General features: G+C 60.8%; 11 protein-coding genes and 1 pseudogene. 1 reads left to right on the top strand and 11 read right to left on the bottom strand.

Annotated elements, in window-relative coordinates; all coding sequences use genetic code 11:
* The coding region (locus G560_RS20675; protein WP_155947257.1) for a transposase at positions 1–296 on the top strand (296 nt) is incomplete at its 5' end.
* On the opposite strand, the gene G560_RS21030 is transcribed toward G560_RS20675, so the two are convergent.
* The 11 genes and pseudogenes from G560_RS21030 to G560_RS0112040 all read right to left on the bottom strand — a co-directional run bounded on the left by G560_RS21030 (position 280) and on the right by G560_RS0112040 (position 12225).
* Positions 280–993, bottom strand: a complete 714-nt coding sequence (locus G560_RS21030) for a hypothetical protein (protein ID WP_155947255.1) — start codon at positions 991–993, stop codon at positions 280–282. The two genes, G560_RS20675 and G560_RS21030, sit on opposite strands and share 17 nt — an antisense overlap.
* A gap of 370 nt (positions 994–1363) precedes the next feature.
* Positions 1364–2709 (bottom strand): annotated as a pseudogene (locus G560_RS20010) (IS5 family transposase).
* Between the two features lie 263 nt (positions 2710–2972).
* Complete coding sequence (locus tag G560_RS0112080) at positions 2973–3320, bottom strand: DUF4440 domain-containing protein (protein WP_022704568.1); 348 nt, start codon at positions 3318–3320, stop codon at positions 2973–2975.
* 51 nt (positions 3321–3371) lie between these two features.
* The gene (locus tag G560_RS0112075; protein ID WP_022704567.1) at positions 3372–3788 is read right to left on the bottom strand and encodes a hypothetical protein; all 417 of its coding nucleotides are present in this window, start codon (positions 3786–3788) and stop codon (positions 3372–3374) included.
* A gap of 77 nt (positions 3789–3865) precedes the next feature.
* Positions 3866–5071: an acetate/propionate family kinase gene (locus G560_RS0112070; RefSeq protein ID WP_022704566.1), complete on the bottom strand. Its 1206-nt coding sequence runs from the start codon at positions 5069–5071 to the stop codon at positions 3866–3868.
* Positions 5068–6495, bottom strand: coding sequence for a bifunctional enoyl-CoA hydratase/phosphate acetyltransferase (locus tag G560_RS0112065; protein WP_022704565.1), 1428 nt, complete (start codon positions 6493–6495; stop codon positions 5068–5070). The genes G560_RS0112070 and G560_RS0112065 overlap by 4 nt, the downstream gene beginning before the upstream one ends.
* Positions 6482–7246, bottom strand: coding sequence for an enoyl-ACP reductase FabI (gene fabI / locus G560_RS0112060; RefSeq protein WP_022704564.1), 765 nt, complete (start codon positions 7244–7246; stop codon positions 6482–6484). Before fabI ends, G560_RS0112065 begins: the two co-directional genes overlap by 14 nt.
* Positions 7243–8985, bottom strand: a complete 1743-nt coding sequence (locus G560_RS0112055; protein WP_197082909.1) for a PHA/PHB synthase family protein — start codon at positions 8983–8985, stop codon at positions 7243–7245. The genes fabI and G560_RS0112055 overlap by 4 nt, the downstream gene beginning before the upstream one ends.
* Before the next feature lie 135 nt (positions 8986–9120).
* Positions 9121–9963 (bottom strand): F0F1 ATP synthase subunit gamma, encoded by an 843-nt coding sequence (locus tag G560_RS0112050; RefSeq protein ID WP_022704562.1) that lies wholly within the window; start codon positions 9961–9963, stop codon positions 9121–9123.
* Positions 9960–11489 (bottom strand): F0F1 ATP synthase subunit alpha, encoded by a 1530-nt coding sequence (locus tag G560_RS0112045; RefSeq protein ID WP_022704561.1) that lies wholly within the window; start codon positions 11487–11489, stop codon positions 9960–9962. The genes G560_RS0112050 and G560_RS0112045 overlap by 4 nt, the downstream gene beginning before the upstream one ends.
* Positions 11479–12225: a F0F1 ATP synthase subunit B gene (locus G560_RS0112040; RefSeq protein ID WP_022704560.1), complete on the bottom strand. Its 747-nt coding sequence runs from the start codon at positions 12223–12225 to the stop codon at positions 11479–11481. The genes G560_RS0112045 and G560_RS0112040 overlap by 11 nt, the downstream gene beginning before the upstream one ends.
* Position 12226 lies beyond the last annotated feature (1 nt).

Here is a 12226-nt window from a genome sequence, read left to right as displayed (position 1 = left end):
TGGCTTTGCTGAGCAGTTTGCCAAATGCAGAATGGCTGCTTGCAGATCGAGGCTATGATGCCGACTGGTTCCGCGAAGCCTTGTCAGAAAGGGGTACAAGGCCCTGTATCCCAGGTCGCAAATCACGCAACAAGACCATTCGATACGACAAGCGCCGTTACAAACGCCGCAACCGCATCGAAAGAATGTTTGGCAGGCTCAAAGATTGGCGACGCGTCGCAACCCGCTACGACCGCTGTCCAAAGGTATTCCTGTCAGCAATTGCACTCGCTGCAACCGTCATATTCTGGTTATGAGTCCTGAACCTAGAACGTCGATATCCGCCCCATGCATCTCGACTGTGAGAAGAGGCTCTTCATTGTCGACTTCATCAGGAAATTTCAGTGAAGAGAAGCTGCAGCTGATGTCGCAACGACCGTAGACATGCCGATCATTCAATATCGGGAACTTGGACACCACCACGAGGCCGTTAAACGTCCATCCTCCCGGGGACTCAAGATACCGATTATCTTCTATAACCCAAAATGCATCGTTAAAACTCTCAAAGTCCATTGATGACAACATGTCCGTCGACACCCAAGTGCGTTTGCTGTTCCCAGTGATCTGGGCGGCAGGTAGAAGGTTTTCCAACCGAAACTTGTCCAGTTGGCTATTTCTACTAGAAATATAAAAGTCGAGGTATCTTAACGGCCCGGAAGGATGACCCGTCGATATCCCGAATAGATTGGGAAGTTCATCCCGTGCGCCATAGCCAAAACGTGCAAGATCAGTGTACTCATTAACCAGTCCAAAGCCCCTTTCAATTCGATTGTCAGGTCCAGTTTCAAGATACAAGTCAAAACTGAGATTCCACCAAACTGTGCAACAACCTGAACCAGTTGAGTAGTTCTTGCTAAACCAGGACTCTTTTGCCTTTATACCAATTGGAAGAACTCCAAAAAAGCTGCCGTAGGCTGGAAAGTAATAATTTGAACCATCCACTTCGTAAGTCATATACCCCATTGGAAATTGACTACAATCTCGTATCCGGCAAAGTGTATTCCAATCTTGCGCGAGTCCCTTTTTGTCTGAGGAAATTGTTTTGAAAAAAAGTGTAAGGGCTAATGCCAAGCCAAGCCAAGCCAAGTAAAGTAAAGTAAAGTATACAAAAAGATACGCATCTTACAGCTCCAAGCAGAGGAATTGGAATTTGCTTGCCTTTTCAACTTACAGCATCACGCTAAGGTTCACAGCCCATTTTAGTTGAGAAGTCGCCATTCGAACCCAGTGCTGCATTCGGACCATTCTTGCTACTCGCTACCTTTCCCGAAACCCTCCTTTTGGGAACGGTGGTAAAGGGATTAGTTCGCCCTGAACAAAGCTTTCAGGCTGCTGAGAGCAGCTGACGCTGCTCATCTGGATCTGTTTGGGCGGCGATGATGGCGGCGAACATCCAGGCAAGCCAAGCCCGGAGGTGGGCAAGGATCTTTCGGATGTTGTGGCCGCAGGCGCAGAGGACGGCAAAGAGGGTGTCGCCGAGTGTGCCTTTAACGGGCATCGCGACAGGCGGCCATCGGTTTTCATGTGGCCGATCTCGGCTTCGATGGCGCTGCGACGACGGAGGTCTGCGATCAGTTTCGGCGTCAACCCGCGCCTTGTGCCGCTGATCAGGACACGGGTCGCCTCAACGCCGTGGCCGCGGTATCCACGATCGACGACGGCGAGGTCGGGGCGCTGATCGGTAAGGATGGCTACCTGTTCCAGCGCTTGCCTCAGGGTGTGGCCGTCGTAAGGGTTGCCCGGAAAGCTGCGCATGCCGACCACGAAGCCTTCGTCCAGCGTGGTGGTAATGCTGACCTTGCAGCCGAATTCATAGCGCACCCGGGCCTTGCCCTTGGATATGCAATCCACTTCGGGTTCGTGCAGGGCATAGATCTTGTCGGCCCCCTTGGGTGCCTGGTGCAGCAGCTGCGAGACAAGGGCGAGTTTGGCAATGATGCGATCCCGCAGGCTACCCTCGGGGATATCCTGCAGGTGACGGCGGAGGTCACGCATGACCCTACCAGTATAGCCTTTCAGCTTTTTCAATGCCTTGCGCATGCGCTTGAACTGTTTTGCATGGGCATAGCGACCAACCTGCAGCGCCAGTCGCGGCGCAAGGCGGGCGTAGGATTGCCGCAGTTCCACCCCGGCCTCTTGCGCCAGGGCGACCAGTTGATCGCGTGCCCGCTCGTAAAGCCGGGAGTCCGTCGGATAGGGAATATTCTTCTCCATCACGGTGGTATCCACCGCCACGCGCTTGGCGCTGTCCTCATTGATCGCGCCGGATTTCTGCCCGGCCAGGATTGTCTGGGTCAGCAGCCACTCCACGCCCTCTTCGCCGATGCGCTTGCGCCAACGCGTCCGCGACGATGGGTCAATTGGCAGCTTGTGCTGGAAAAAGGTCTCGCCGCTGAGGTGCTGGTAATAGGGATTTTCGACCCAGCGGGCGACTACCGCCTCGTCCGACAACCGATAGGCATGCTGGAGGTAGAACAACCCCGCGACCAGGCGCGGCGGCGTGGCCGCTCGGCCTTTGCCCGATGGAAAGAACCCCGACCATTCCCGCTCGAACACCTCCCAGTCGATCAGGGCTGCAAGCTTCACCAGCTCGTGCCGCGGGTCGATCATGTCGACCAGTCGCGGACGCAGCAGATCATCCTGTTCGGCAGGGCGAGAACGGTGCTTCATGGGCAGAACCAAAATTGCAGGGTTTCACCGCAAATCATACAAAACCCTGCAGGTCATGGCGAGAAAAAACGCGGCTTTTCATCGTAAAATCAACGGTATGGGTGTTGTTCAGGGCGAACGGATTAGCTTTCGGCTCCCGCAAACCCCTTTTAATACCAAACTGGTTGTTGAAGGTTTTTGGCCGTCGAGCGATAGCCGACGTTCAAACACACTGCAGCATCAGTCACTTCGGGCTCGAAGCGGACAGTCCGCATAGCCACCCTTTACCCCACCGGGGTTTGCTGATGCGTCAGGCGCAGCCATTTGGTGTCGTCTTTCACATAGGTCGAGGTGCAGAGTGCCGTGTAGATCGGCGCGTCGCCGCGTTCGGCGGAAACGCCGTAGGTCAGCACGGCGATGGCACCCAACCTTGAAAGATGCCGATCAGACATCACGACCGACCGCCAGCGTTGCGCCACATCTGCCTCGCGCCAAAGCGTCTCGCCGCGGAGGATCCCTGCAGGATACGGATAGACGAAAACCGCATCCTTTGCGGTCATATGGCGCGCAGCATCAGCGCCTTGGGTCCAGAAGCGTTCCTCCATCTCCCATAATGTGTTGTCTGTGGTCATGTCAGGCACCTTTCACAGATGAAATCCGAAGTCTGCGGCGGGTCGGACGTTTCAGTTTCCTTGCGCCAGCGACGCGATCCAGCCGAGGACAAGCACTGTCGCGATAATCCAGTAAATCGGCGCGCCCGCTGGTGGAATCGTCAATGGATCGGATCCGGGTTTGGCCACCGGCCTTGCCGCCGGGGCGTGACTGGGCAGAAGTGCCAGGATTTCCAAGGCGACCCGGCCCTGATCCGACGCAAGTGTCGGCACGTCGGTGAACCGCGTCAGCAACCCCTCCAGCCTTTGGCGTGCAGGGGCGTCTTGCAGATGCGCCAGTTTGGCTGCCTCGACCCATGGATCGATATCAAGCCGGGCCAGCATTGACAGGACGGATACCTTTGCGCCTGTCTCATCCGCACCAACCGCAGCCGTCAGAAAGGGCGCATAGGTGGGATCATGGGTGAACTGGGTCATGGAAAGTGCCATCGCAGACTCCTTGCTGACCGGTGTTGGACCGATCTTGCAAGGATAGACCGGAATTCCTGTCACCGGGCTGATGCAGATCAGGCCTGGGCGGCTTTGGTTGGGGAAACAGGGCTGATCAGCGCCAGCGTGGCGCGCGCAATGACGGCTTCTTCATTCGTCGGGATGATCAGCACATCAATAGTCGAGTCTGGTGGGCTGATGCGGGTGGCGTGGCTTTCGTTGGCGCCTGTGTCGAGGTCCACGCCCATCCAGTGCAACTGCGCACATATGCCCCTGCGCACCCGTGCGGATTTCTCGCCGATGCCCGCCGTGAAGACAATCGCGTCCAACCCGCCAAGGGCAGGCACAAGGGCCGCCAACTGGCTGGCAGCGCGATAGCAAAACAGGTCTATCGCCTCTTGCGCCTGTGGGGCGGTGCTGGCCTCCAGAATGGCCATATCACTGCTGATGCCTGATACGCCCAGCAGGCCAGACTCTTGGTAAAGCAGCTGTGTGATTGCCTCTGCGCCCCAGCCTTTGTCCAAAAGGTAAAGCACAACACCGGGGTCCAGCGTGCCGCAGCGGGTTCCCATCACCAGCCCGTCCAGCGCGGTAAATCCCATGCTGGTCGCCACACTCTGGCGGTCCTTCATGGCGCAAAGGCTGGCCCCGTTGCCCAAATGGCAGACGATAACCCGCCCATTCCCGCCCTGACCCAAATTGTTGGGAAGGGCACTGGCAATGTAGTCATAGGACAGGCCGTGAAAGCCGTAACGCAGGATGCCATCGTCCGCCATAGCACGGGGCAAGGCAAAAAGCTGCGCCAGCCTGCTTTGGGTTCGGTGAAAGCTGGTATCAAAGCAGGCGACCTGCGGCAGATCAGGCAACAACGCGGCGACCGAGCGGATGGCCGCCAGATTGTGCGGCTGATGCAAGGGGGCCAGCGCGACCAGCGCTGCAAGGTCGGCCAACAGCGCATCGGTGACACGCGCAGGTGCGGCATGATGCTGCCCGCCATGCACCACGCGGTGCCCAACAGCGCTGAGGGTAATGCCGCCCGAGTGGGCCTGCACCCAGTCAAGCAAGGTGGGGATCAGACGATCAAGGCCCGTGCCACGATCCATCGGCGGGAAGTCGTCGGGAACCGTGCCCCCCGCGCTATTCTGCGCCGAAAACATGGGATCGGTCCCGATGCCTGCGATCTTGCCGCGCATTGCCGGGGCAAGTATGTCCTCATTGCCGGTAAAGACCGCGAATTTCAGGCTGGAGGAACCCGCGTTCAGCACAAGGATGGCATCGCTCATGGCACAAGCGGCTTCTGGTGGCTGATGAAAAGCTGCGCCAGCGCACAAGAGGCAAGGCGCGCGGTTGCACTGTCGGCGCGGCTGGTCAGGATGATCGGCACTCTTGCGCCCAGCACGATCCCCGCCGCATCGGCACCCGCCAGATAGATCAACTGCTTGGCCATCATGTTCACGGATTCCAGATCGGGGGCGACTAGGATATCGGCCGCACCCGCGACCTCGGACACGATCCCCTTGGCGGCCGCAGCCACTGGTGAGATCGCATTGTCAAACGCCAGCGGCCCGTCAAGAACCCCACCCGTGATCTGGCCCCGGTCGGCCATCTTGCACAGCGCCGCTGCATCAAGGGTCGAAGGCATGCGGGGGTTGACCGTCTCGACCGCTGACAGGATCGCGACCTTGGGGCGCGCGATCCCCAAAGCCTGCGCAAGGTCGATGGCGTTTTGCACGATGTCGCGCTTGACGCCCAGGTCGGGCTGGATGTTGATCGCCGCATCGGTGATCAGCAGCGGCTTGGGGTAGGTTGGCACATCAAGCACATAGACATGGCTCATTCGCCGTTCGCACCGCAGGCCAAGGCTGGCGTCGATGACAGCCTCCATCAACTCATCGGTGTGCAACGACCCCTTCATCAGAGCCGCCACCGTCCCCGCCCGCACCAGTGCCACGGCGGCGGCGGCAGCGGCGTGGCTGTGGGGAGTATCAAGGATTTCAAAGCCTTCCAGATTGCGCCCCGCCTGATCTGCGGCGGCCTCAATCCTGGCACGCGGCCCGACCAGAACCGGCACGATCATGCCCTGATCCGCCGCCTCTAGCGCGCCCGTCAACGACAGCGCGTCGCAGGGATGCACGACAGCGGTGCGCACCGGATCCAAAGCCTCGGTCGCTGCGATCAGCCGTGCGTATTGCGCGCCTTGCACATGCAGATGCACCTCGGGCAGCACCACACGCGGGCGGCGCACCTTTTCGCGCGGCGCGATGACGCGGGCGACACCTTCGATCACCATCTTGCCGTGTTGATTGAGGCAAGTGCAGGCCAACAGCAGGCGGCCCTTGTCCTGCTTTTCCGTCACCTCGACCCGCACGGTGACGGTATCGCCCAGACCGACTGGGGCCTCAAATTTCAGGCTCTGGTCCAGAAAGATCGTCCCCGGCCCCGGCAGTTCGGTGCCAAGCACAGCCGAAATCAACGCAGCCCCCCACATTCCGTGGGCAATAATCCCGTGGAACATGTCGTCCTTGGCATAATCCGCATCCACATGCGCGGGGTTCACATCCCCCGACATCACCGCAAACAGTTCGATATCCTGCGGTTTCAGCCTGCGCGTGAGTTCGGCATGATCGCCAACCGCAATCTCGTCATATGTCCGGTTTTCGATAAACTGCATCGTTGCAGCAGGGTCGCCCGGTTCATGCGCGAACATGCAAGCCTCCGTCAACGTAAGTGATATCGCCGGAAATGCTGCGCGAAGCGTCGCTGGCAAGCATTGTGGCAACCGCTCCAACATCCTCAATCGTGACAAGGTTCTGCTCGGGTGCGCGCGCCCGAGCTGCGTCGATTAGTTCGTCGAAATGCGCGATACCCGAGCCTGCGCGGGTCTGCAAAGGCCCCGGCGAAATTGCATTTACGCGGATGCGTTTTGGCCCCAACTCGACCGCAAGCGCACGCATGGTGCCCTCCAGCGCGGCCTTGACCGGCCCCATGATATTGTAGTGATCGACCACTTTTTCACCGCCGTAATATGTCATGGTCAGGATCGACCCGCCCTTGGTCATCAAAGGTTCTGCCAGCCGCGCCATGCGGATCAGCGAATGCACCGAGATATCCATCGCCCGCGCAAATCCCGCCTGAGAGCAATCGGTGACCCGCCCATGCAAATCATCCGCCGGGCAAAAGGCGATGGAGTGAACAAGGATATCCAGCCGCCCCCAACGGTCTTTGACGCCCGCAAAAACCGCCTCCATCTGCCCCGGCACCTCTACGTCCAGCGGCAGCAGCAGCTTTGCCCCCACGGCATCCGCAACCGGCTGGACATAGGGTTTGGCCGTCTCGTTCACATAGGTCAGGGCAACCTCGGCCCCCGCACCTGCAAAGGCCTGCGCGCATCCAGCGGCGATGGAATGGCCGTTCGCCACGCCGACGATCAGCGCAACCTTGCCTTCAAGCGCGCTCATCGTTGCATCACATAGGTGCCGGGCGCATCGCACAGCGCCTTGTATTGGCCGGACTGTGCGCCCATCTGCGGCGGAGCCATGGGGTCGCCCGACCGCGCCACAAGCCAGTCCGCGAAGGCGGGCCACCAGGAACCGTCTTTGGCTTCTGTTTCGGCAAGCCATTGATCGGGATCGCGGTAGGCGGCATCCGCGCCCGTGTCGGCAATCCTGAAATGCCGCCCCGCATGACCGGGCTCTGACACGATCCCGGCATTGTGCCCGCCGCTGGTCAGCACGAAAGTCAGGTCTGTATCGGCAAAGAGATGCAGCTTGTAGACCGACCGCCACGGGGCCACATGGTCATCCTCGGTGCCAACCGCAAAGATCGGCACGCGGATATCGCCCATGGCTATCGCGCGGTCGCCCACGTGATACCGCCCCTCGGCCAGATCGTTGTTCAAGAACAGTTTGCGCAGATATTCTGAATGCATCCGCGCAGGCATCCGTGTGGCATCGGCGTTCCACGCCATCAGGTCAAACGCATCGCTGCGCTGCCCCAGCAGGTAATTGCGGATCGCGGGGTTCCAGATCAGATCACGGGCGCGCAGCATGGCAAAAGCTCCCGCCATCTGATCAGACGACAGATAGCCTGCCTCAGACATCATGTCCTCAATCAACGTCACCTCGCTGTCATTGATGAACAGGCGCAACGGTCCGGCTTCGGTGAAATCGACCTGCGCTGCCAGAAAGCTGGCCGAAGCAAGCCGCGTGTCCCCATCCCGCCCCATCGCCGCCGCCGCAATCGACAGCAAGGTGCCGCCAAGGCAATAGCCAACCGCGTGCAGCTTTTCCGCCTTGGTGATTGCCAGCGCCGCATCAATCGCCGCCATCACGCCAAGCTGGCGGTAATCTTCCATCCCCAGATCGCGGTCACCGGCATCGGGGTTTTTCCACGACACCATCAACACCGTGAAGCCTTGGGCCACCAGAAACCGCACCAGCGAATTTTGCGCCGACAGATCAAGGATATAGTATTTCATGATCCACGCCGGCACGATCAGGATCGGCTCGGGCCGCACGCTTCCGGTGGTGGGGGTGTATTGGATCAACTCGATCAGATCGTTGCGAAACACCACTTTGCCGGGGCTGGTCGCCAGATTGCGCCCGACTTCAAAGGGTTGCGCGCCCGCTGGCTCTGCCGTGCCGGATTTGGCAACCATGTCGTCCAGCAGGTTCTTTGCACCCCGCAGCAAATTCTGGCCGTTTTCGGCACGTGTTGCCTCGATCACATCGGGATTGGTCAGCGCAAAATTTGACGGTGCGGCACTGTCAGAAATCATGCCCGCAACGAACGCCATCAAGTTCTCATGCGCAGGGGTAACCCCATGCACGCCGGTCATTGCGTCCTGCCACCACTGCCACGACAATTGATGCGCCATGCCCATCACATTGAACGGGTATTTCTGCCAATGCGCGCTGGCAAAGCGACGATCGGGCGCTGCGTCAGGGGCAGCCTCCGGCGCACCGAAGCCAACACCAGCGGCCCACAGCGCCTGACCGCCTCGCATTGCCTGCTCCGTCAACTCCAGCCGTTTGCCCGGTGAAGACGCAAGGTGCGTCGCCCAGTCCATCCACGCTTCGGCCAACACCGAAGGCGATAGTCCCGAGGTCGCCGATGCCAGGGTGGCATGGGCCATCCGGTCCAGCGTTTCATAGGGCCTTTCTGGTTGCGGGGCGATCTGCTTGGGTTTGGTCGGCATTGGATGTCCTTCCATATACGATGCGAAAGGCGCATCAGTTTTCAAAACCCTATCCGCTTTGCTGCGTTGCGGCATTGATCTGCGTCAGTCTGTGCGCAGAATGGATCGGGGTTTCGATATTGGCTATCGCAAGGGCTATCTGGCCCGCACTGCCACAGCCCCTGTGCCAAGTTCGATGATTTCCGCCGTGATCGCCTCTTGCCGGACCCGCCGCAGCGTGGCTTCAAACTCTTCCAACTCGCGCGCAATCTGACTGCCTGCCGAAGTCATGGCCTCCATCCGGGCCTCGTTTTCGGCGGCAAAGGCGTGCAGGGCCGCCTTGCAGACCTGTGCGTTGAAATAGTCCTGACCCAAAGAGGCGAGCAGCGCGTCCTTGGGCAGTTGGATCAGCGGCGGCTCTGCCGTGACTGGCGGAAGATCGGCCAGATCAATCGGAAACAGGCGCTGCCGCCGCACCGTCGGCCGCCCCGATGTCCAGCCGGTGAAAATCACATCCAGCCGGTCGATCCGCCCATGCCCCACAGCGTCAAAGATCGTCGTGGTGATCCGGTCTGCCAGTTTCGGGATGCCCGGCGTGTGCGATGGCAAAGCCGCCGTCCAACGCGGTGTCACCCCGCGCGCGGCTGCAACCGACAGCCCCCGTGTGCCGATCAGGAACAGGCTGGCTGGGTCGATCCCAGCGCCAAGGCCGTCCAGCACCCGCTCGCTGAACGCACCCGCAAACCCCTGTTCAGCGCAAAACACCAGGAGGCCGGTTTTGTCATTGCCCTGCGTATTGTTCCCGTCTGTCACCCCGTCCTTGGGCAGGAGGCGGGCCATAGCCGCCGCGATGGTCCCCGCATAACTGTCAACGGCCGCAAGCTGGCCGCGCGCCACATGCGCGCGCGCAGCGGCGATGCCCTTCATGGCATTGACCACCGCGCCCAACTGGCGGATGCCGTCGATCCGGGCGCTGATATCTGCCAGCCGTTCGGTCATGGGTTGGCCGGAGCTGTGCCATCAGCAAGGGACGTCACAAAGCGGGCCAACACATCCATCAGGTCTTTGTGGGTGGTGTCATCCAGCTCTCCCGTTTTGGCAAGAACGCTTGGAAACTCGGGCGCGTCGCGGTCCAGAAGCGCAGGCAGCTTGGCCCGGAATTGCGCCACCGCCGCCAGCGGCAACGGGTCCAGCAACCCCGCCTGCACCGCCAGCATCAGGGCAACCTCATCGGCCAGCCGCAAGGGCGCGTGTTGCGATTGGCGCAGGGTTTCGCGGATGCGAGCGCCGCGCGTCAACTGATCGCGCACGCGGCCATCGGGCATCCCGCCAAAGCGGGTGAACACCTCCAGTTCCAGAAACTGCGCGTAATCCAGCCGCAGGGTGCCTGCGGCGCGGCGCAACACCGGCGCTTGTGTTTTGCCACCCACCCGGCTGACCGACAGGCCCACATCTACGGCCGGTTTTTGCCCCTGATGAAACAGCGCGGCATCCAGAACGATCTGCCCATCGGTGATCGAGATCAGGTTGGTCGGGATATAGGCCGACAGGTTCCCCGAATCCGTCTCGGCAATCGGCAAGGCGGTCAGCGAGCCGCCGCCACGTTCTTTCGACAGCTTGGCCGCACGTTCCAAAAGCCGCGCGTGGATATAGAAGACATCGCCCGGATAGGCCTCGCGCCCCGGAGACTGGCGGGTCAGTAGCGCAATCTCGCGGTGGGTGGCCGCGTGTTTTGACAGATCGTCGATCACGATCAGCGCGTGCTGGCCCTTGTCGCGGAAGTATTCAGCCATCGTCATGCCCGCATAGGGCGCGATCCATTGCAACCCCGGCGCCTCGGACGCCCCCGCCACGACCACGATGCAGCGCGCGAAATTCCCCTGCGATTGCAACGCGTCAATAGCGCGGCGCACGCTCGATGTCTTTTGCCCTACGGCGACGTAGATGCAGATCATATCGCTGTGCGCCTGCGCGATCATCGCGTCGATGGCCAGCGTGGTTTTGCCGGTGGAATGGTCGCCCACGATTAACTCGCGCTGCCCGCGACCAAGGGCAAACAATGTATCCACCACCACAATGCCGGTCTGCACCGGTTGCGTCACCAGATCCCGCTCGATGATCGACGGCGCGGGGCGCTCAATCGGCAAATGCGCCTCGGCCTCAACCGGCCCCTTGCCATCCAGCGGGCGGCCCAGCGGATCGACAACGCGGCCCAAGAGCGCCTCGCCCACCGGCACACCCACGACCTCGCCCGTGCCAAAGACAGCATCACCCGCCTGCACATCCATGGCGGCGTCCAGCAGGACACAGCCGATCAGACCCGGGTCCAGCACGCGGGCAAAGCCGGTTTGACCGCCTGCAAAGCGCAGCACCTCATCCAGCCGCACATCGCGCAAGCCCGATATCATTGCAACGCCATCGCCGATTTCCTCGACCCGCCCGCGATGTTCGGCGCGCGGGCCAAGGGCCGTCGTTTTCAACGCGTCTTTGGTGGCTGTGATCCAGTCGGCGGGATCAAGCGGCATCTTTGACCGCCTTGGTGATCTGTGCCAGATCCGCTTGCCAGCTGTTGCGCAGCACGAAATGCGGGCTGCGCAATTCCAGCCCGGCAATCAGATCTTGGTCGGTCACAAAGCGCAGGTCTGGCGTGCCGCCAAGGGCTTTGTGAACCGCCTGCACGATCTTCTTGCGCTCTGCGGCGCCCTTTTCCCCCGCATCCAGTGCGGTGACAATCTCGATCCCGGCCGGGTCGTCCACCAAAGCCGCACGATCGCCTTCGGGCATTTTCCCGATGGCCGCGATCAGGTGCGACAGAAAGCCAGATTGCACCGCCGGGCTGGCCATACGGCCCAACAGGTCCGCGGCGATGGTCAGCGCAAGCCCGGTCGCCTCGGTTGCATTGGCCTTGCGCGCGGCTTCGGTGGTCTTATCGATGGTCGTCTTTGCGGCGACCAGCAGCGTATCCGCCTTGGTCCGAGCTTGCTCAAGCGCGGCTTTGGTTGCGGCCTCTGCCTCTGCCCGCGCCGCATCCAGAGCCGCAGTCCGCTCTTGGGCAATGCCATCGCGGGCGCGGGTCGCCTCGGCCAGCGCCGCCTCGGCCTTGCCCTGTTTGTCCTTGCCGTCCGCAATCAGTGCCGTCGCCGCCTTTTGTCGATTGGCAATGGCTGCCGAAACCGGTCGCCAAAAGACCCGGCTCAGCAGCCAGACAAGGATCAACACGTTGACCGCTTGCAGCCCAAGACCCCAAAAGTCGATACTCATG

Source organism: Pseudorhodobacter ferrugineus DSM 5888 (assembly GCF_000420745.1).
GTDB lineage: Bacteria > Pseudomonadota > Alphaproteobacteria > Rhodobacterales > Rhodobacteraceae > Pseudorhodobacter > Pseudorhodobacter ferrugineus.
This window is presented reverse-complemented; position numbering and strand designations above follow the sequence as displayed.